Here is a 21713-nt window from a genome sequence, read left to right on the forward strand (position 1 = left end):
TTCCCAGATAGCAGCCTCTCCTGACGCGTGCTTATATCTATCTAAAAATAAACAAAATGAAGTTGTTAATGAAAATAGTAAAATCATCATTAAACGAAATTGATGTTTTTGGCACGCGTCAGGAGACGTGCGCCATCGTGGGGGGTGCAGCTGACTCGTTTACAGGTGAGTCATTAAATAAATTTTTAGAAAGCAATGAGCAAGATATTAGAAATTTTTCCAGAGAGAGTTTATATGCTAAGTAGATTAATGAGTTTTTTAGTTTATTTTACTGGTTATTCTTTGTTCGTGTTTATATTTTGTTTTGTTGGTATGTCTTCTCTTATTATATTATTTAAATTTATTGTGAGTTTTGGAAATATCTCTATGAAAGATATTCTTGACGTATTGTCATTTAACTTATATGGTTTTTCCAGATTATCACCATTAATAGTATTATCAATTCTTATATCTAAAAAACTAAGAGGTGGATAGTATAGAAAGTGTTTAATTTCTGATGTTAAGTTATTAGAAATTTGTAGTCTGTTTGATATTTAAATAGACTACAATTTAAAATATTGAAGTGCAAAGTGCGGTCAATTTTCAAAGAGTTCGGTATTATGTAGCAGTTGCACAAAGACCGAAAATTGACTAGAACCGCATTCCAAATTAAGTGCCTTTCCGAGATGATCTTGCGAAAGGCATTTATTTTTCCTAAAATTCTACGCGATTTTTCACGCAAATTCTTCATTTTCCGCTGATTTAGGCGTGAGAAATCCGCTCGACCGTGATTTAGGTAAGCTAATTATCCCTTTCTATTTAAATTTGATGAAATATCGGTAAGGCTATTGCAATCTACGCAGCTAACAGCATTTCATCGTACTTCATTTGTTCTTCTAGTCGCTTGAAGTAGTTTTGTGAAATTTCTTCGGGGGCAAAGGCTTTCATTCCGATTAACTCACCTTGACGGTGATTCCCTTGCCAGTAGCCCACCCACTCTTTAAGTGGCAATACCCACAGGCAACGCTTGAGTACATCTTCAAAGAGTTCTCTGTTGGATTTACGGCGATTATCTGACAGATAAGCCGCATAGTTTGCGTAGTGTAAGGCATATTTGTTATCGGTTTTGTGATGTGTACCACGCATTAAATCACGCATTCTGGCATTAAAGGATTCCGCAAGGTTATTATTTACACCTTTCGCACTATAAGCCTCTTGATGATTCACCGACCAACGGGTGTAATGAAAATCAAGACTTTTATAAGCAGGGTTTTCATCACACATAATATCACTGCCAGCGGTGACGAAACGTTGGTTTAAGGCGAATACAGTGTCAGCGTTTTCGGTATAATCCATTGCCACGATGGTGCGGTTTGAACCCCACATTTGTTCATCATTGGCGGAACGTTGGTTTAGGCTGATAATGCAGCGTTTAGTCGGTCTAAATTTTGGAAATTTCCGTTCTTTTTCATCTGCTTGTTGGCGTTGTTTATGGTCGTTTTTACGGTAGTTTGGCTTGCGTAGCGTGAAGTTAATCCAAGCTCCATCTTCGTGAATTTTGCCTTGCATTGGGCGTAAATCACGCGTTTTGAACAGGGCTTCACGCAACTTGTGACAAAGTACGAAAGCCGTTTTGTAATTGATGTTGAGGTGGCGACTAATATCAATAGCACTAATTCCTTTTGAGCTATTTACCATCAGTAAAGTAGCGGCAAGAATATCGACCAACGGGAGTTTATGAAAAGAGAAAATAGTGTTGGTGGTAATGTAAAAATGATGTTGGCAATGCTTGCAGCACCAGCGTTTACGAGACTGAAGAAAATAAGCATTGTGGCGGATTCCGCAATGTGGACATACTACGTCCGTAATATCGTTAGAATTTCCCCAACGGTTGGTTTTTAAAAGTTGAAAGGCTTCGTCTTCACTTAAACGAAAGATTTGTTTGAGATTTAAATTTTTAGATTTGCTTGAAAGCATATAATGCTGCACCATAAGTATTCCTTGTGTTTACAAGGTACTCAAAGCCAAATGCTAGACATAAAAAATCGCGCACCTGAATATAGAAATGGCGATTTAACCCTTTTAAAACTGTATAAGTTATGAGGTATGTAGATCACAGTTTTGTGATTGTTATCATTATCATATAATAGTTTTTTCTGCAAAGTTCTTATGCATATTCATTTATCCATCAACCAAATTTGGAAAGTGTTAAATTTGAAATTTGAGTACTAATATCTTTTCCCAAATTAGCAACAATGATAGCTTGTATATCAGCATAAGAAATATCTCGATTATTAGAAATAATATTATTGTATAGATACTCTGCTAATGTATCGGCTGTTATGAGAACTATATTTTGAGCTTCAATATCATAACGTACACTAGGTACATATCTTGGAGTAATAACAATAGTGTAATTTGCACTAATTAAAGTTCTGTGGCGTTTTAATCTACCTGCATTAATCATACTTAATTTATTTTTTGTTGATTTAGCTTCAATAGAAAATTTTTCATTTATTGGCAAATACATACATTCAATATCTGTTCTGCCTGCTCCTGCTAACCATTGAGCTTCTACATCAATGAATAAATTAAAAGCTTCCTCAAGGATTTTCTCAAATTTTCCAGATGTGCTATTATCTGGATTTTTGGAATATTCTGTGACTAATTTAGGAATATTTAAAATATGAGATTCAAAAGAGATTTTTTCGCCAATTTCTGCTAAAAGAAGCTCTGGGTAAAAAGAATAAATTTCCTTAGTCACATCATTTGATTTTCGTTGACTATCAGATAATAAGATAGGTATATCTAAAAAAGAATACTTGTTCAATAATTTATCAATAAAATTAGTCAAATTATCATTAATTTCTACATAGCCATTATTTGCCTTTCTTGCTGTTGGAGGTGATTTACTTCCATCTTTTTGAGGATGATAAAGTTTTTGCTCTATATCTCCACTATTAATTTTAAAAATGTGTAAGCTACCTAACAATGGCACAATGTAGTATTGCCATTCATATACAGATTTAACAACTTTATGTTGTATTTCTGATAACTCATTAAGTTTCTCATTCCAAGATTTTTTTCTAGAATTTAATATACTCTTGACTAGAAATTCATATTTTTTTTCATCTATAGATATTGTATGAATAATAATTTTATATACTTCATAATGATATAGTCTACCTTGTAGGCGTTTATCTAAAAGTAGTTTAAAAATTAATCTAAATGGATATAGTAAAAAATATTCACTAGGCTTACTATATGGATGAGGGAACTGCATACTAATAAGCATACAAGAAAAAATTTTGCTTAATTTATTTTTATCATGTAGATATTTTAGGAAAAGATTTCCTAATGGACTAAAAATAAATTTATTTTCATCATTTATTCTATCTGAGTACCCAAACATAAAATAAGATAACCCATCTAATTTATGATTAATTGCATCCAAAGGCTTATCACGTAAAGATTCTCTTGGATTATATAATTCAGATTCACTGAATATATCATACATCTCATTTTTATCTTTTTTTGAAACAGAAGATTTATTGCTTTTTAAATGCAAAGCAACATCAATTAATAGCTGAATATTATTAGTATGTTTTTTAAATATCCAAATTTGATCATCATTTAACATTAATATTTTCTCCATCAGGAAAACATATTGCTGAAAGCAATTTGGGTGGAATAGCCTCACCAATAATAGTTCTAATATAAGTCTCACTGGAGCCTGGTGGAAATTCTATATTTTCATCGATAGAACTCACAATGAAAGTTTCCAATAAACTTAACACTCTAGGATCAGAATAAGTATCATCTAATTGTAATCTACCTGGGTGAATATTGTTATGCGAACTAATACTACCACTATATGTAGTTCTTGCTGGAGCTGGTTTATCCCATTCCATTCTTTTATAAGTATTGTGAAAACCTTTAATTCTTTCCCCATTATCTTTCTTTGGGTAAAAAATAGGATTACTAATAGCACTTGTTCCTGGTTTTGTATGACGGATAGCTTCTATGATAGATGGTTTTACATTAGGAGCAGAATGCCATTTGATAGATGAAACTTCCCCAGGTTCAAGCGGTGGTAAATGCCCTATTGCCCGCTGTAAAGAAATTTCTGCTTGTATAGTAGGTAGTTTCCACGTAATACCATATTTATACATTTTTATTATAGCTCGAGGTCTTGACTGACAAATTCCATAATCTTTTGCATTTAAAATGACAATATCAATTTGATATTTTGAAGCATATTTTATTTTTAGAATTTCTTCTAGAAGTAATAATTGTCCATTATATGGGAAGTACATCTCAATGAATCTAGGAACATTCTCAATTAGAATAAAATCCAAATTAAGAACATCAATAAATTCAAATACTTCAAAAATTAGAAAATTACGATTATCTTTAATAAAATGATCTTGATGTTTATTTTTTCCTACTGAACTTAATCCTTGACAAGGTGGTGTTGCTAATAAAAATTTTACATTACTTTGTTGAGCGAAAAGAAGTATCTCACGTTTCAATTTTTTGTCTGAGATATCACCTTGAAACATTTTTGTTTCGGGATAAAAGAATTGATAAGTGTCCGCACGTTTTTTAAGTAATTCATTAGCAATAACAAAATTTAGATTTCCTTTATGGAGATCTAACTCACCAATTCCTGCACTAGAAAAAAGCGACATTGCATTAATTTTCATTAAATATTTCCCTAGTTATATTTTCTATAAGTAATGGAGGGATACATTCTCCAATGATCTGTCTAATCAATATTTCTGGAGTATCATCTGGGATTTCCCAATTATCAGGTAACCCTGTTAATCTCATTAATTCTAAAACAGATAATACTCTAGCATCAGAATATGTACCATCTAATAATGGTCTACCTGGATGAACATTACGTTGAGAGCTAATTGCATCATTACGAATAGTTATTGTTGGAGCTGGTTCATCCCATCGAATTCTACGATAACTAGAGTGATATCCTTTAACTTTTTCACCATTTGCTTTTCTAGGATAATGAACTAAATTCTCAAATGCTGATTTTCCTGTAGGAGTATGCTTCATCCACTCTATTTGTTGCTCTGTATGCACTCTGCCATAATGCCATTTCAAACCTGAATGTTTACCTGACTCAATAGAAGGTAAATTGCCAATTGCTTGCTCCACACTTACTATGTTCTGTTTTAAAGGTAAATTCCAAATGGTTCCTTTTTTATTTAACCTAATAATAGCCCTTTTTCTTCTTTGTGGTGTTCCATAGTCTGCAGCATCTAGAATATCAAAATGTATATGATATTCGCTTCCAAACTCATCTTCTAAAATATTCTTAATAGGTGTTAATTTATTATTAATATAAAGTTCTAATTTTAATAAAAACGGTACGTTTTCTATTAAAATATAAGCTGGCTTAAGTTTTTTTATCATCGCTATCACATACATAATGAGATAATTTCTGTTATCAGTAGCCATATTACTAACATCTCGATTTTTTCCTGCTACACTCATACCTTGACAAGGGGGAGATGCAATTAAAAAATCTACTTGATTAGCAAGAGCAACATCTAATACTTTATTAAAAATACTTTTATTTCTAATATCTCCTGTCACCATCTTGTGGTTTGGATAAATTTTTTGATATAAATCAGCTCTTTTTTTTATTAATTCGTTAGCAACTATAATATCAATACCAACTCTCGATAAGAAATATTCTCCTATTCCTGAACCAGAAAAAAGAGATAATCCCCTTATATTTTTTTTCATAAATAACCTATCTATATTTATCATGAAATTAATGATTAAATCTAATTACATGCGATTTTATTTGTAGAATCTTGTCTATTATTTTATAATCAAATTTTCTCGTTTTAGTTCTTCGAATCATTTACCATGAATATCACTTAATAACTTGAATGTACCACATGATTTTATTTATATTTAAATAGAGAATAGAGACGGTATAGATGTTGGATAATCCAAGTACGCTTAAGCTTTGCTTTGCTAAATAGTCACTTTCTAGATAAGAATTTAAAGAATACATCAAAAGCAATCTGCGCATCACTAGACATTTTTCGATAGTGGCTGATTAGCTGCTTTTCTTTTTCATTCAATTTACTTTCACTCATAGAACCACGAAACATTTCCCCTTCTCCACGCATTAACCAATTCAAATCAACATTCAATACATCACTAATTTTGATTAAAACTTCAGCACTTGGATCACGTTCATTAAGTAAATAGTTCTGAAGGGTACGGTAAGGCATGTCAAGTAATTCAGCAAAGGCTTTAATACTCAAGCCTTTATACTCCATCACCTCTCTTAAGCGGTTACTTATACTCATTTTTGTATCCTGAGTTGACTTGCATGTATTTTTTGAGTATGATTAAATCATCTTATATACCCACATTGTACATTTTTTTAGATTTATGGCACAGCATTTTTTGTTATCTAGCTCTGCAAGAAAATTAAGTCCGCTAAGGATAGCTCAACTATCTGATGCAGATGCATTTTCTTTATTGCATGAATTACGCTGGAGAAGTGAAAACGAACAAGTTTGCCCTAAATGCGGTGTACAACATCAAGCCTACTTTATCTCTACTCGCAAGCAATGGCGATGCAAGCATTGTAAGCATACCTTTAGTATTACCTCAGGGACGATTTTTGCGAATCACAAGTTACCGATTCAAACTTATTTATTCGCTATCGCCTTATTTGTGAATGCGGTAAAGGGCATTTCCGCTTGTCAGCTCTCTCGTGATTTGAATGTTCAGTACAAAACGGCTTTTACGCTCGCGCACAAAATCCGTGAAAGCCTACAAATCCAAAAACAGTTATTTCCGCTTTCGGGTGAAATTCATATCGACGGCACTTATGTTCATTCTGCCCCACGTCCTAAAAATAAGAAATCGGAGCGCGCGGATAGACGACTGAAAGAAAATGCCAATCCTAATAAACGGTCGATTTTGGTGATGCGTAACCGTTATAGCGAAGAAGAAACCGCAGAAAACCCATATTTAGTCGGTGCAAAGAAAACCTTAACCTTTCCGATTTTATCGGAAAGTAGCCAAGTCGTGAATAAACTGGCAACAAGCTATATTAAGGCAGGCAGTCGTATTCATGCGGACGAAAACTCAGCTTATGACGAATTGATGATTCACTACGATTTACGTCGCGTAAACCATCAAAAAGAGTACCGCAGTGATGAAGGTATCACTAACAATCTTGCGGAAAGCTATTTCAGTCGCTTTAAGCGTATGATTATTGGCACACATCATAAAATCAGCAATAAGTATCTTGATAACTACGCCAACGAATGTGCTTATCGAGAAGATAATCGCCGTGTGGATAATCTGAGCCTATTTAACAGCACACTCGGGCAATGTCTTGCTACCGACAATACAGCGGACTGGCAAGGTTATTGGCAAGGTAATCATAGACAAGCAGAAAGGCTGATAATGTAATGGGAAATAAAATCTATTTTAGCCAAATTCAGGCTAAAATCGACCGCTTGCAGCGTGAACGAACACAGGTGCTAGAACATCTCGAATTAGTTGAAAGAAAAATCCAAAAGCTCAACGATGCTCTTGAAGTGATGGAAGATGAAGCCTTAACCGATGAATACGATACTGAGGTTTATTCATACCGAACCTACAAACATAGATTCCGTGGGAAATTAAGACCAATGGTCTTAGCGGTACTTAAAGCCCAACCCGACCATTATTTCACGGTCAATGAAATCACTGAGATTGTCTTAATAAAAGACAGACAAGACCCTATCGTTCGTCCTAAGCATACAGTTTCGGTGCGTGGCGCGTTAAAACATTGGCTGACAAAAGGCGTAGTAGAACGGTTAGAAAGAGGCGTAACTGATGTCAAATGGCGACTGAAACAAAAATAGCGGATAAATACCGCTATTTTCTATTCCAAAGGCTTTAATCGCCAAGATCTGAGGCAACGTTCAATAATTCCTCTTTTATGTAATTTCACCAGTATGCGGTTAACCGCGTTATAATGCTTATCACCGACATCAATAAATTGTGGCATTCCTCCCAATATTAAGACTTTTTCAGCAATCTCCCCACAAAACATCCAATCGGGATTTTCGCGTAAGACTTGAGCGACTAATCGCATCGTAATCAAGGGCTGCGGTTTTGGTTCTTTCGGCATATAAGGTTGAGCTAATGTGTTAATCCCTTGTGACAAACACTGCATTTGCACCGTCAGCTCATCTTGCTTTTCTTTTAGCTTTAATAGGCGTTCCACTAACTCGTGTTTCAGCAACTTTTGTGCCATAATAAAAATCCCTATCGAGTTAAAATTTCAATAGGGATTTTAAGGTTTTTAATCGGTTAAATCTTTGTGCAACTGCTACATAATACCGTAAAAATCTGTTAAGACAGTAACTGCTATGATAGCAAACAGTAAAAGCTATCTAACGCCAACGGAAAAAATCTCCGCTCCTAAGGGCATAACTTGAAAGTGCGGTGAAATTAATGATTATCGCCTCTTGCATTTTCATAGACGCTCCTCATTTATTTAGCTAAACTCTTAACAATTTTTTGACAAATGGAGAATGAAATGTCGCAGAACGGTTCAGATCGCGATCCTTGGAGTAAACCAGGGCAAAGCAACGACCAACAGCCGGGAAATTCATCCAATAATAATGGATGGAATAACAATCAAAATCGTGGGAATCAAGAACAATCTCCGCCAGATATTGAGGAGATTTTTAATAACCTTCTCAGAAAATTAGGTGGTGGAAATAAAAAGAGCGGTCAAAACAATGGTAGTTCTCAAAACAGTACGCCATTTAATTTTGGAAAAGTGGTTCCACTTGCCGTTGCTATTGGTGCGATTATTTGGGGCGTAAGTGGTTTCTACACCATTAAAGAGGCTGAGCGTGGTGTGGTGCTTCGTTTTGGTGAATTACATTCTATTGTTCAACCAGGTTTGAATTGGAAACCAACATTTGTAGATAAAGTATTGCCGGTGAATGTCGAGCAAGTTAAAGAACTTCGTACGCAAGGTTCAATGCTGACTAAAGATGAAAATATGGTTCGTGTGGAAATGACCGTGCAATATCGTGTGCAAGATCCTGCCAAATATCGTTTTAGCGTGACGAATGCGGATGATAGTTTAGGTCAAGCGACTGACAGTGCATTGCGTTATGTGATCGGTCATATGTCAATGAATGATATTTTAACAACAGGCCGTGCGGTTGTTCGTGAAGATACGTGGAAGGCGTTAAATGACATTATCAAATCCTATGATATGGGACTTGAGGTGATTGATGTGAACTTCCAATCTGCGCGCCCACCTGAAGAAGTAAAAGATGCGTTTGATGATGCGATTAAAGCGCAGGAAGATGAACAACGTTTCATTCGTGAAGCGGAAGCCTATGCCCGAGAGAAAGAGCCGATTGCGCGTGGTGATGCACAACGTATTATTGAAGAAGCGACAGCTTATAAAGATCGTATTGTGTTAGATGCTCGAGGCGAAGTGGAACGTTTGCAGCGTTTATTGCCTGAATTTAAAGCTGCGCCAGATTTACTGCGTGAGCGTTTATATATTCAAACCATGGAAAAAGTCATGGCAAATACGCCAAAAGTGATGCTTGATGGCAATAATGGTAACAATTTAACTGTATTACCGTTAGAACAAATTATGGGTAAAAAAGTATCAGCTAAAGCGCCAGCCGTAACAGAAAGAGCGGTAGAATCTGCGCCTGTTTTATCACAGCCAGAGCGTATTAATCATTCTTCAAGCCAACTACCAAGCACTGTTGAGCCGATTCGCCAAGGGAGATTTAACTAATGCGTAAATTTTTATTACCAGCTATTTTTGTCATTGCGGCAGTGGTGTATTCCAGCGTCGTGGTCGTGACGGAAGGTACTCGCGGTATTATGTTGCGATTCAACAAAGTACAACGTGATGCAGATAACAAAGTAGTTGTATATGAACCAGGCTTGCATTTTAAAGTGCCCTTGATTGATAGCATTAAAGTTTTAGATGCGCGTATTCGCACCTTAGATGGATCAGCAACACGTTTTGTTACTGTTGAGAAAAAAGACTTGCTAGTCGATTCTTATGTGAAATGGAAAATTAGTGATTTTGGTCGATTCTACACATCTACTGGTGGTGGTGATTATACCCAAGCTTCAAGCTTGTTAAGCCGTAAAGTAAACGATCGTTTGCGTTCTGAAATTGGTACAAGAACCATTAAAGATATCGTTTCTGGTACGCGCGGTGAATTAATGGAAGGGGCAAAAAAAGCTTTAAATTCAGGGCAAGACAGTACGGCAGAATTGGGTATTGAAGTAATTGATGTGCGTGTAAAACAAATTAATTTACCAGACGAAGTGTCTTCTTCAATTTACCAACGTATGCGTGCAGAACGTGATGCAGTCGCGCGTGAACACCGTTCTCAAGGTAAAGAAAAAGCTGCATTTATCCAAGCTGATGTAGATCGTAAAGTGACGTTGATTCTTGCTAATGCAAATAAAACTGCACAAGAATTACGTGGTTCAGGCGATGCCGCGGCGGCAAAATTATATTCAGATGCTTTTGCACAAGAGCCACAATTCTTCAGTTTTGTGCGTAGCTTAAAAGCCTATGAAGCAAGTTTTGCAAATTCTGACAATATGATGATTTTAAAACCGGATAGTGATTTCTTCCGCTTTATGCAGGCACCGAAGAAATAGATTTTAAATTGATAAAAACACCTTCCTTGTGAAGGTGTTTTTTTTATAGCCAGCGTCTTACTTTTTGTTTGTAAAGACGATATTCATCGCCAAATTTACTTTCCAAATAGGCTTCTTCTCGGGCTATTTGAAAGCGATTCATAACTAGTATAAAGGCAAGCACGCCTAACCAAGCTAAACTATTACCCAACCAAAGAGACCACGCAATTAACATTAACAGCAAACTTAAATACATTGGATTACGGCTAAATTGAAATATGCCTGTAGAAACTAATTGTGTTGTGTGTTTAAAGTCATGAGGATTGATGGTTGTTTTGCGGATAAAAAATTGAAGCACACTGCCTCCAGCAATCAAAAATGAAAGAGTAATGACAAAGGCAATAACTGCAAAATGGACAGAATAACTAGCTACTTTGGGCAAAAAATACATTGCTGTGCCAATTAATAAACAGAGTAGAGGTGGTGGAATAAATAACATCGCTAAATCTCATTAATAAAAATGCCGCCTAGTGATAGACGGCATGTAAAGTGCGGTCAAAATTTATTTTAATTTTGCTTTAATCGCTTCTGCCATAAGTTCAGCTTCAGGCCCTAAAATGACTTGTAATCCATCATTACCTAATTTTACATTACCTTTTGAACCAAGCGCTTTAAGTTGATCTTCATTAATATTGTGATGGTCAACTAAAGTTAAGCGTAAACGAGTGATGCAAGCATCCACAGTTTTGAAGTTTTCTGAACCACCTAAAGCAGCGATAAATTTCACCGCTCTTTCTTCGCGAGATTGGTTGCTTTGTGTTGGGGCTGTAACTGTTTCTACTTCTGCTTTATCTTCACGTCCCAGCGTTTTGAGATTAAAGGCATTAATTGCAAAACGGAACACAAAATAATAGATAGCAAAGAATACAATACCTTGTACAAGTAACATATACCAGCTAACGGCAAGTGGGTTGCGGCTAGAAAGTACCATATCCACTAAACCAGCACTAAAGCCGAAGCCTGCAATCCAGTGCATTGTGGCTGCAATGAATACAGAGATACCTGTTAATAACGCATGCAATACATAAAGTACAGGCGCAACGAACATGAATGAGAATTCAAGCGGTTCAGTGATCCCTGTAAAGAAAGAGGCTAATGCACCCGCAAGCATAATTGAGGCCACTTGTACTTTTTGATTTGGTTTTGCGCAGTGATAAATCGCAAGAGCAGCACCTGGTAAACCAAACATCATTACGGGGAAGAAACCAGCTTGATACATACCAGTTACGCCTACAGTTGCAGTGCCTTCGGCAATGGATTTAGCGCCGCCCAAGAAGTTTGGAATATCGTTGATACCCGCTACGTCAAACCAGAATACAGAGTTTAAGGCATGGTGTAAGCCAACAGGAATTAATAAGCGGTTGAAGAAACCGTAGATTCCCGCACCTACTGCACCTAAATCTTTGATGGATTCACCAAATGAAACGAGCGCGTTAAAAATATGAGGCCAAATATAGAGTAAGGCAAATGATACGGCAATCATCACGAAAGAAACCAAAATTGGGACGAGGCGTTTTCCGCTAAAGAACGAAAGTGCCTTTGGTAATTCAACTTGATAGAAACGGTTGTAAAGTTCAGCTGAAATCACACCAATTAAAATCCCGATAAATTGGTTATTGATTTTTTTGAATGCTGCAGGCACTTCACTAATATCAATGTGTTGTAATTGTGCTACACCAGCAGGGGAAAGTAGGGTGGTTACTACGTAGAAACCAACAAGACCTGAAAGTGCGGCGGAACCGTGTTTGTCTTTTGCAAGCCCAAACGCGACGCCCACAGCGAAGAGTAAGCCCATGTTGTCAATAATTGCTGCACCAGATTTAATTAATAATGCTGCTAATTGACTGTTTGCCCCCCAACCATCTGGGTCAATCCAATAGCCAATACCCATTAATAATGCCGCAGCAGGTAAGGCTGCCACAGGCACCATTAAGGCTTGACCGATTTTTTGTGCGTAACTAAGTACACTCATATAATCTCCTTAATTTTTATATTTTGATGAAATCAAAAGGCTTGAGCCCATTCTTTGCCTCAAGCCTTATACATTATTCTATGCCAACTTATTCAACGGTCAATTTTTTACCATCGTAGCTAATGGCTTTGATGCTGGTTAACGCTTTACCACCGTCAGTTTCACCACCGATGAGCAATACTTTATTGTTGTAAGACACAGAGAAGCCATAGCCAATATTCATTGGTAATTCACCAACGATACTCCATTTACCGTTATTTAAAGTGTAAACTTCGTTATGCCATGTTTTGGTTAAACCTTTATGCGCATGAAGTTTGCCTTCTTTGAATTGTTTAATTGAACCAGGGAAGTTAGCTCCACCCGTAACTAAATAATGGCCATGGCTATAGCCTGCGAGTGCACCGGCTAAACCATCTTGTGATTTACCTTTTGGTGCAGGTAAGTCAGGTAAGTTTTTCCATTGCACACCTTTAGCAGTGAATTTGCCTTGATGCGTTTCTGCGGTACGAAGCCCTGGTTTAACTTCACCATTAACAACCACTAAGTCATTACCTTGGATAGTGAATGCCGCACCAGCACGACCAGAGAATGGAATACGACCTTCATTGCGCCATTTATTGGTTGATGGTTCATAGCTCAATAATTCTGTTGTGAAGAAATAATCTTCTGGACGTTGATCGAAATAAGCTGCTGCGATTTCATCTTTTTTCGCTTTATCTTCACCCGCTGCCACGGTGTCTTGGAAGAAACCATTAAATATAGAGAGGTTAGAACCACCTAAAATATAAACTTTATCGCCGTGAGATGCGCTGCTTGAGCCCACTAAACCACGCGGAGAGCGAGTAGGAAGTTTCACCCAAGTATTATCAGCTGGATTGTAGCTGTAAGCATCATTAACAAGTTGAAGTTCGCCCTTTTCATTTTTTTGCAAACCACCGAATACATAAAGTTTTCCATCTACGGCTGCTGCAACAGGTTGATTACGTTCACCACCAGGAAATGCTGCAATTTCTTTCCATTGTGCAGCAGGATCTTTTAAGTCTAAAGAATAGAATTTATTGCCACCCGAACCTAAGCCTACATATACGGTATCGCCGATGAGTGCGCCAGTTCCGCTTTTGATGCCTACTGGTAAATCTGGATAGGCTTGTGCGTTAGCTGAAAATGCAACAGTTGCAAAAAGTGCGGCGCATAATGCTGTTTTTGTCAATGTCATAATAAACCTCATTTATTAAGTTATGTTTATGGTTTGCTATTCATAAAACCGCATTGAATAGGATTTATTTTATAAAAAAAGTGCGGTTATAAAAGCCTTGCTTTTTTTAACCGCACTTTAGTGTTAAGACATCAATAGATTTGGTACAAAAGTAATGATTTGTGGGAAAATCGTAATTAATACTAATGTTAAGAATATCGGTATTAAGAACGGCAATACACCTTTAGTCACAGTGGATACTGACATATTACCCACACGCGCCACCACAAAGAGAGCCATACCCATTGGCGGTGTTAAGATACCGATCATCATATTCAAGGTAGTCATTACACCGAAGAATACTAAGTCGATATTAAATTGCATTGCGATTGGAATTAACATCGGTAACACTAAGAATTGCAATGCTAATGCATCAATGAACATACCCAAGAAGAGCAAGAGGGCATTGATCATGACTAATACCATAAGTGGAGAATCAGCTACGGCAACGAATACATCTGCAATACGCATTGCAACTTGTTCACGCGCGATCATATCTCCGAAGAAGGTCACAGTCATAATCATTAATACAACCACACCAGTAATTGCCATTGCTTCAACGCAGCTATTAAAGAGCATTTTCATGGTTAATTCTTTATAAACGAATTTACCAATGATGACGGAATAAGTCGCAGCAACAACGGCAGATTCTGTTGGGCTAAATAAGCCAGAGAAGATACCACCGATGATGAGTAATGGAGTTAAAATTGCCCAGAACGCTTTTTTGAATGATGTGCAAAGTTCTTCACGAGTTGCTTTTGGTGTTCTTGGATAACCACGTTTTTTAGAGATGTAGTAGTTCATGATCATCAAGGCAATCGTAACAAGTACTCCAGGTACAAAACCTGCAACGAAGAGTTTCGCAATGGATTCGTTGGCGATTACACCGTAAATAATCATTGCGATACTTGGTGGAACTAATGGACCGATGATACAAGATGCTGCAGTAATACCACCACAAATATCATCATCATAACCTGCATCGCGCATAGCTTTGATTTCTAACTGACCTAAGCCACCTGCATCAGCAAGTGCAGAACCTGACATACCAGAGAACAATAAACTTGCGCCAATATTTACATGACCCATACCACCAGTGTAGTGACCGAGTAAGGCTTTTGCGAAGTTAAAGATACGTTCTGTGATACCGCCAGTATTCATTAAAATACCCGTTAGGATATAGAACGGAACAGCAAGTAATGAGAAACTATCTAAACTCATGGTCAGTTTTTCAGCTGCTGCGTTTACCACGTTCCATCTGGTCATTGAGAAATAGAGTAATGTGGTGATGAATAATGACCAACCTACTGGCACACCAAGGAACATAATAACTAGCCAGAATATTAGGGCAACGTATACAGAGTTAGAACCAAATTTCACATATTCTGTAATGCGTAATACTTTATACCACTCAGGGAACGTAAATAAAATGCCTAATAAAATGACCGCACTTACAATAAAGAACGTCGCCGGTAAATAGCTTTTATCTTCTTTAAAATTGTCTGCTTGAGCTTGGAAAAAGCGCACTAACATTAGGATAGAAATGATCGGCAGAGAAGCATAAATCCATTTCTCTGAAATTCCGCCTAATGCGTCAATAGGGAAATCTGCACCAAGGAACGTTTTAATACCAAAATGGATAAAGAAAATAATGCCAAGGAAAATCACTAACTGTACAAAAGAGTTTGTTACTTTTTTGACAGAAGCAGGCATTAAATTGGTTAGGAAGTCGATGTAAACGTGTTCTTGTTTGCGGATAGCCACACTAATACCAAGCATACCTACATATACAAACAATAATTTAGCGAGTTCTTCACTCCAAATTAATGGTGATTGGAAAGCTTGGCGGAATAGGATTTGAGCAACAAGAATACCGAAGATCACAAGGAATAGCGCGCCGCCAATCCATTCTTCAAGTTTGTTAAAAAATTTCATACTTCACTCCGAGAGATTGTGGAGAACGAAAATGAATGCGCCAACTAAATTGCTGGCGCATATAATAGGCGGTTATTTAATCGCTTGGATTTCTTTTAATGCTTTTTCACCTTTCTCACCAGTTTGTTTCACAAACTCAGCATAGAATGGTTTCATCGCATCTTTGAATGGCGCTAAATCTGGATGGGTTACTTTTACACCTTGTTTTTCAAAGAATTTCACTAAATCTTTTTCGCCATCTACGAATAATTTAGTGTGGTATTTTGCTGCATTTTCAGCGGCGTCTTTGACTACTTTTTGAAGATCTTCCGGTAATTCTTTATAAGTTTCGTTACTCACTAAATAAAGTTGGTCATTCAAAATGTGGTTAGTCATCGCTAAGAATTTTTGCACCTCATAGAATTTTTGTGCTTGTACGGTCGCTAATGGGTTTTCTTGACCATCGACAGAGTTAGTTTGAAGTGCAAGATATACTTCAGAGAACGCCATAGGTGTTGGCGATGCACCTACATATTTTGCGTATGCTAAGTTAGTTGCAGCATTGGGTACACGAAGTTTTAAACCTTTCATATCTGCAATGCTATTGATTGCTCTATTTGAAGTTGTTTGGCGAGTCCCATTATAAGCCTGAGAAAGTAGCGTGATGCCAAGCTCTTTATTCATTTTTTGAATTAAATCTTTACCAAATGCGGTGTCAAATAAGGCTTTTTGCGCAACGTTGTAGTCAGTGATGACATAGGGTAACGCGAACACTGCTGCTTCAGGATAGAATAATTGGAAACGAGCTGATTCAGCAAAAGTGAAGTCAAGAGAACCGTCTTTTAATTGTTTTAACATTGCACGGTCGTCACCAAGTTGTGAACTCGGATAAAGTGAAACTTCAATTTTACCATGTGATTTTTCTTTTACTTCTTTTGCAAACATTTCAGCTGCTTTGTACTCATTAGATGAAGTACCTGCATTCATACCAAATTTTAAGTCATAATCTGCGGCAAAAACGGCTGAAGAAACACCTAATGTGATAGCAGTTGCAAGGAAAAGTTTAGTAAATTTCATAATGTTCGCTCCTGTGTGAACCTATGTTGATATAAGCCATAATTGGCTTGGATTGAAAGTGAATGCTTGATGTTTTAGACATCAAAAAAACTATCTGGGCGTTATTCTAAAGTAAAAAAATACTTTTTGAACTGGTCTTTGAAGTTTTATTTCGAAATTGAGAGGTAGATCACATTTATAAAAAAATACTTCAAAAAATATTTTTAAATGGAGTTATTTTTTATATAATGCTGAGCAATGACGAAAATGCGGGCTCAGTTATATTTTTGAGGATGATTGAGTCTAAATAATGCTAAAGCCTAGATGGCTTGTAATAAAGCATTTGAGCATTATCGGCCTCAATATATTTAGGAGTGATATTATGTCGAAATTATCTCATCAAGATGTGCTTTCTCAAATTCAATATGGTCTCATTGCTTCTTGCCAACCAGTTGATAATGGCCCAATGGATAAACCTGAAATTGTTTCTGCTATGGCCCAAGCTTCCGTTGTTGGTGGCGCATCAGGTTTACGTATTGAAGGTGTAGATAACCTTAAAGCGACACGTCCTTTCGTAAACATTCCAATTATCGGTATTGTAAAACGTGACTTACCTGATAGTCCGATTCGTATTACTCCATTTCTGCAAGATATTGAAGATCTTGCCAATGCAGGGGCAGATATTATTGCGGTAGATGGTACTAGCCGTCCTCGCCCAGTTGATATTGAAAGTGCGGTGAAAAAAATCCATGAAATGGGCTGCTTGGCAATGGCAGATTGCTCTAATTTAGAAGAAGGCTTGTATTGTCAAAAACTCGGTTTTGATATTGTGGGCAGCACAATGTCTGGTTATACAGGTGGTCCAGTTCCTGAAGAGCCTGATTATCAATTAGTGAAAGATTTAAAAGTGGCAGGTTGTTTTGTTATGGCAGAAGGTCGCTATAACACCCCTGAATTGGCAAAAGTGGCCATTGAAATTGGCGCAGATTGCGTAACTGTTGGTTCAGCATTAACTCGCCTTGAGCATATCGTGAGTTGGTTCGCTAATTCTGTGAAATCTGCAAGATAGTCGTAAGACGTGTGAGAAAATACTTCATACTATTAAGGATAAGTTATGCGTTGTTTAGCTCTAGACATTGGCGGTACAAAAATCGCGGCGGCTATCGTAAAAAATGGCGAAGTTGAACAACGCCAACAAATTCATACGCCGCGTGAAAATGTGGTAGAAGGAATGTATCAAGCATTGGAACAACTTCTTACTCATTATGCGGGGCAATTTGATTATGTGGCGGTGGCTTCAACCGGTATTATAAATGACGGTGTTTTAACCGCACTTAACCCTAAAAATTTAGGTGGTTTGAATCAATTTCCACTAAAAGAAAGTATTGCTAAACACACGGATAAACCAATTGGTTTATTAAATGATGCGCAAGCCGCAACTTATGCGGAATACCAACTTCAAGATTCAGAAAAAGTATTCAACTTTGTTTTTATTACTGTTTCTACTGGCGTGGGTGGTGGTGTCATATTAAACCAACAATTACAAACTGGTCCAAAGGGAATCGCAGGACATATCGGGCATACATTAGCGGATCCAAATGGTCCAATGTGCGGTTGTGGTCGTCGTGGTTGTGTAGAAGCCGTTGCTGCTGGTCGTGCAATTGAAGCGGTGTCTTCCCAATGGGACGATCCTTGTGAGCCAAGAGAAGTTTTTGAACGTTTTAGAAAAAATGATGAAAAAGCTACCGCACTTATAGAACGTTCAGCCCAAGCCATTGCCAATTTAGTGGCGGATTTAGTGATTGGATTGGATGTGCAAAAAGTCGTTATAGGTGGTAGTGTAGGGTTGGCTGAAGGTTATTTACCATTAGTCAAACGTTTCTTACAGGATATGCCTGCTGTATATAGCTGTGACATTGAATCTGCTAAATTTGGTCAAGATGCAGGATTAGTCGGCGCAGCTTATTGGGTGAAAGATGTTCTGCTTGATAAACCAAAAGGAACAATTTATGGCTAAATCCGGAAATGTGTTAAATACCATTAGTTCGCTTTATCATAGTCTAACCAAATCAGAGAAAAAAATTGCTGATACGATTTTGCGTTCCCCTGATTTGGTGTCTCAATGCCCCCTTTCAGAAATCGCTAAGCATTTGGAGGTTGGAGAAGCTACGCTCGTCCGTTTTTGTCGAACCATTGGTTTTAAAGGTTTCAGCGATTTTAAATTAGAACTCTCCATTGAGCTTGCCACGAAAGATAACAATGATGAAACTGTGCTCGAAACAGAAATTATGCCGAGCGATGATTCTTTAACGATTGCGCAAAAGTTGCAAGCGGCAGTTTCTAATGTAATGGAAGAAACGGTTAATTTATTAGATTTAAAACAGCTTGAACAAGTGGTTAAAGCCATTAAAAAAGCACGTCGTATCTTTTTATTTGGTGTGGGATCATCTGGCGTGACAGCTGAAGATGCAAAAAATAAATTGATGCGTATCGGTTTCCAAGTGGATGCAACAGGCAATAATCATTTTATGTATATGCAGGCGGCATTACTTACGTCTTCTGATGTGGCAATTGGTTTAAGTCATTCAGGATATTCCGCCGAAACAGCGCACACACTCAAAATTGCTAAACAAAATGGTGCAACGACAGTGGCATTAACTCATAGTTTGCGTTCACCCGTTACAGAATATGCTGATTATGTTTTGGTTAATGGTAATAAACAAGGGAAGCTACAAGGTGACTCCATTGGTACCAAAATTGCACAGCTTTTTGTATTAGATTTAATTTATGCTTTGTTAGTGCAGGGCGAAGAAGAACTTGCAGTTCAAACCAAGCAAAAAACCCTCAATGTGATTCTTGAACAACGTATAAAATAGGAGAAAACTTATGCGTGATTTAAAAGGTATTTTCAGTGCATTATTAGTGTCATTTAATGAAGATGGCACAATTAATGAAAAAGGTTTACGTCAAATTATCCGCCATAATATCGACAAAATGAAAGTTGATGGTTTATATGTGGGTGGTTCAACAGGCGAAAACTTTATGCTTTCAACTGAAGAGAAAAAAGAAATCTTCCGTATTGCAAAAGATGAAGCAAAAGATCAAATCGCGCTAATTGCTCAAGTGGGCAGCGTAAACTTAAAAGAAGCAGTTGAATTAGGTAAATATGCAACAGAATTAGGCTACGATAGCTTATCTGCAGTTACTCCGTTCTACTACAAATTTAGTTTCCCTGAAATCAAACATTATTACGACACCATTATTGCAGAAACGGGCAATAATATGATCGTGTATTCTATTCCGTTCTTAACTGGCGTGAATATGGGAATTGAACAATTTGGTGAACTTTACAAAAACCCGAAAGTATTAGGGGTAAAATTCACAGCTGGTGACTTCTATTTATTAGAACGCTTGAAAAAAGCTTATCCAAACCACTTAATTTGGGCAGGTTTCGATGAAATGATGTTACCTGCAGCTGCACTTGGTGTGGATGGTGCAATTGGTTCAACTTTCAACGTAAACGGCGTTCGTGCTCGTCAAATTTTTGAATTGACCAAAGCGGGTAAATTAGCCGAAGCGTTAGAAATTCAACATGTAACCAACGATTTAATCGAAGGCATTTTAGCAAACGGTTTATATTTAACCATCAAAGAATTGCTTAAATTAGAAGGCGTGGATGCGGGGTATTGCCGTGAGCCAATGACAGCAAAAGCAACAGATGCTCAGCTTGCTAAAGCAAAAGAGTTGAAAGCGAAATTTTTATAATTAATGGAATATCGTGAGAACCTAGGGAGTGATTTCCCTAGGTTACTCATAATTTATCCCTTTTGGGGTAACAATTCTCGTTTCCTGCTTCTCAGTTTTTCTATTTCGTAGTGGGGAACCATTATGTTTAACCGTTGGTTTGTTTATCCACGGTATTGAAAATAAAGGAAGTATAGTATGCGTCTTATCCCTCTACACAACGAACAACAGGTGAGTCGTTGGGCTGCACGCCATATTGTTGATCGTATCAATCATTTTAATCCTACGGCTGAACGTCCTTTCGTTCTTGGTTTACCAACTGGTGGCACGCCATTAAAAACTTACCAAGAATTAATCGCACTTTGTAAAGCGGGAGAGGTGAGCTTTAAGCATGTGGTAACATTCAATATGGACGAATATGTAGGTTTACCAGAGGAACATCCTGAAAGTTATCATAGTTTTATGTATAACAATTTTTTCAATCATATCGATATTCAGCCAGAAAATATCAATATTCTTAACGGCAATACGGATGATCATGATGCGGAATGCCGCCGTTATGAAGAAAAAATTAAATCTTACGGAAAAATTAATTTATTTATGGGTGGAGTGGGGAATGATGGCCATATTGCCTTTAATGAACCAGCGTCATCATTAAGTTCTCGCACTCGTATTAAAACGTTAACTCAAGACACGCTGATCGCAAATTCACGTTTCTTTGATAATGATGTGAATAAAGTGCCTAAATATGCTTTAACTATTGGCGTAGGCACATTATTAGATGCAGAAGAAGTGATGATCCTTGCAACTGGCCATCATAAGGCACTTGCAGTTCAAGCAGCAGTCGAAGGTGGTGTGAACCATATGTGGACAGTGAGTGCACTTCAACTACATCGCCATTTTGTGTTAGTTTGTGATGAACCGGCACAACAAGAATTGAAAGTAAAAACGGTTAAATATTTTACTGAATTAGAACAACGCGCCATTCATAGCGTGTTATAAGATCCTACCGCTCAAAAGAGCGGTAATTTTTCTGATTATTTTATT

Annotated in this window: 21 protein-coding genes; 10 read left to right on the top strand and 11 right to left on the bottom strand. The window is 37.1% G+C overall.

The features are described 5' to 3' along the window. Positions 1–68: 68 nt before the first annotated feature. Positions 69–245 carry a hypothetical protein gene (locus tag FE813_RS10425; protein ID WP_180978646.1) on the top strand — a complete coding sequence of 59 codons (177 nt, stop codon included), beginning with the start codon at positions 69–71 and terminating at the stop codon, positions 243–245. A 589-nt stretch (positions 246–834) separates the two neighbouring features. Here FE813_RS10425 and FE813_RS00485 read toward each other — a convergent pair. From FE813_RS00485 to FE813_RS00505, 5 genes are all read right to left on the bottom strand, one after another. Continuing rightward, positions 835–1971, bottom strand: coding sequence for an IS1595 family transposase (locus tag FE813_RS00485; RefSeq protein ID WP_139989056.1), 1137 nt, complete (start codon positions 1969–1971; stop codon positions 835–837). Positions 1972–2167: 196 nt separating this feature from the next. Further along, positions 2168–3619, bottom strand: coding sequence for a restriction endonuclease (locus tag FE813_RS00490; protein ID WP_139989057.1), 1452 nt, complete (start codon positions 3617–3619; stop codon positions 2168–2170). Further along, on the bottom strand, positions 3609–4685 hold the full coding sequence (locus tag FE813_RS00495) for a DNA cytosine methyltransferase (RefSeq protein ID WP_139989058.1): 1077 nt from the start codon (positions 4683–4685) through the stop codon (positions 3609–3611). Before FE813_RS00495 ends, FE813_RS00490 begins: the two co-directional genes overlap by 11 nt. Further along, positions 4675–5748 (bottom strand): DNA cytosine methyltransferase, encoded by a 1074-nt coding sequence (locus FE813_RS00500; protein ID WP_139989059.1) that lies wholly within the window; start codon positions 5746–5748, stop codon positions 4675–4677. Before FE813_RS00500 ends, FE813_RS00495 begins: the two co-directional genes overlap by 11 nt. A 245-nt stretch (positions 5749–5993) precedes the next feature. Continuing rightward, complete coding sequence (locus FE813_RS00505) at positions 5994–6326, bottom strand: helix-turn-helix domain-containing protein (RefSeq protein WP_139989060.1); 333 nt, start codon at positions 6324–6326, stop codon at positions 5994–5996. Positions 6327–6411: 85 nt separating this feature from the next. On the opposite strand from FE813_RS00505, the gene FE813_RS00510 reads away from it, so the two are divergent. Beyond that, positions 6412–7446: an IS1595 family transposase gene (locus tag FE813_RS00510; protein WP_139989061.1), complete on the top strand. Its 1035-nt coding sequence runs from the start codon at positions 6412–6414 to the stop codon at positions 7444–7446. Further along, positions 7446–7883, top strand: coding sequence for a hypothetical protein (locus FE813_RS00515; protein ID WP_048750170.1), 438 nt, complete (start codon positions 7446–7448; stop codon positions 7881–7883). Before FE813_RS00510 ends, FE813_RS00515 begins: the two co-directional genes overlap by 1 nt. Positions 7884–7903: 20 nt before the next feature. On the opposite strand, the gene FE813_RS00520 is transcribed toward FE813_RS00515, so the two are convergent. Continuing rightward, positions 7904–8278: a hypothetical protein gene (locus tag FE813_RS00520; protein ID WP_139989062.1), complete on the bottom strand. Its 375-nt coding sequence runs from the start codon at positions 8276–8278 to the stop codon at positions 7904–7906. A gap of 285 nt (positions 8279–8563) precedes the next feature. Between FE813_RS00520 and hflK the strand changes: the two genes are divergently transcribed. Further along, on the top strand, positions 8564–9799 hold the full coding sequence (hflK, locus tag FE813_RS00525) for an FtsH protease activity modulator HflK (protein WP_180978647.1): 1236 nt from the start codon (positions 8564–8566) through the stop codon (positions 9797–9799). Further along, positions 9799–10686, top strand: a complete 888-nt coding sequence (gene hflC / locus FE813_RS00530) for a protease modulator HflC (RefSeq protein WP_046942512.1) — start codon at positions 9799–9801, stop codon at positions 10684–10686. Before hflK ends, hflC begins: the two co-directional genes overlap by 1 nt. Positions 10687–10729: 43 nt before the next feature. On the opposite strand, the gene FE813_RS00535 is transcribed toward hflC, so the two are convergent. From FE813_RS00535 to FE813_RS00555, 5 genes are all read right to left on the bottom strand, one after another. Continuing rightward, positions 10730–11164 carry a methyltransferase family protein gene (locus FE813_RS00535; protein WP_048953904.1) on the bottom strand — a complete coding sequence of 145 codons (435 nt, stop codon included), beginning with the start codon at positions 11162–11164 and terminating at the stop codon, positions 10730–10732. A gap of 63 nt (positions 11165–11227) precedes the next feature. After that, the gene (gene nagE / locus FE813_RS00540) at positions 11228–12697 is read right to left on the bottom strand and encodes an N-acetylglucosamine-specific PTS transporter subunit IIBC (RefSeq protein WP_139989063.1); all 1470 of its coding nucleotides are present in this window, start codon (positions 12695–12697) and stop codon (positions 11228–11230) included. Positions 12698–12785: 88 nt separating this feature from the next. Then, on the bottom strand, positions 12786–13913 hold the full coding sequence (locus tag FE813_RS00545; protein ID WP_180978648.1) for an N-acetylneuraminate epimerase: 1128 nt from the start codon (positions 13911–13913) through the stop codon (positions 12786–12788). Positions 13914–14036: 123 nt separating this feature from the next. After that, positions 14037–15887, bottom strand: coding sequence for a TRAP transporter large permease subunit (locus FE813_RS00550; RefSeq protein WP_139989065.1), 1851 nt, complete (start codon positions 15885–15887; stop codon positions 14037–14039). Positions 15888–15959: 72 nt separating this feature from the next. Next, positions 15960–16946 (bottom strand): sialic acid TRAP transporter substrate-binding protein SiaP, encoded by a 987-nt coding sequence (locus tag FE813_RS00555; protein ID WP_139989066.1) that lies wholly within the window; start codon positions 16944–16946, stop codon positions 15960–15962. Between the two features lie 358 nt (positions 16947–17304). Here FE813_RS00555 and FE813_RS00560 point away from each other — a divergent pair, with 358 nt between their 5' ends. The 5 genes from FE813_RS00560 (at position 17305) to nagB (ending at position 21668) form a co-directional block, all read left to right on the top strand. After that, positions 17305–17991, top strand: a complete 687-nt coding sequence (locus tag FE813_RS00560; RefSeq protein WP_139989067.1) for a putative N-acetylmannosamine-6-phosphate 2-epimerase — start codon at positions 17305–17307, stop codon at positions 17989–17991. A gap of 45 nt (positions 17992–18036) precedes the next feature. After that, complete coding sequence (locus FE813_RS00565) at positions 18037–18939, top strand: N-acetylmannosamine kinase (RefSeq protein WP_139989068.1); 903 nt, start codon at positions 18037–18039, stop codon at positions 18937–18939. Continuing rightward, entirely contained in the window at positions 18932–19798 is an 867-nt protein-coding gene (locus FE813_RS00570; protein WP_118776840.1) for a MurR/RpiR family transcriptional regulator, read from the top strand. The genes FE813_RS00565 and FE813_RS00570 overlap by 8 nt, the downstream gene beginning before the upstream one ends. Before the next feature lie 10 nt (positions 19799–19808). Further along, positions 19809–20687: an N-acetylneuraminate lyase gene (gene nanA, locus FE813_RS00575; protein ID WP_005631506.1), complete on the top strand. Its 879-nt coding sequence runs from the start codon at positions 19809–19811 to the stop codon at positions 20685–20687. A 177-nt stretch (positions 20688–20864) separates the two neighbouring features. Next, complete coding sequence (gene nagB, locus FE813_RS00580) at positions 20865–21668, top strand: glucosamine-6-phosphate deaminase (RefSeq protein ID WP_009500377.1); 804 nt, start codon at positions 20865–20867, stop codon at positions 21666–21668. The last annotated feature ends 45 nt before the right edge of the window (positions 21669–21713 follow it).

This window comes from Haemophilus seminalis, from assembly GCF_006384255.1.
In the GTDB taxonomy this organism is placed as follows: Bacteria; Pseudomonadota; Gammaproteobacteria; order Enterobacterales; family Pasteurellaceae; genus Haemophilus; species Haemophilus seminalis.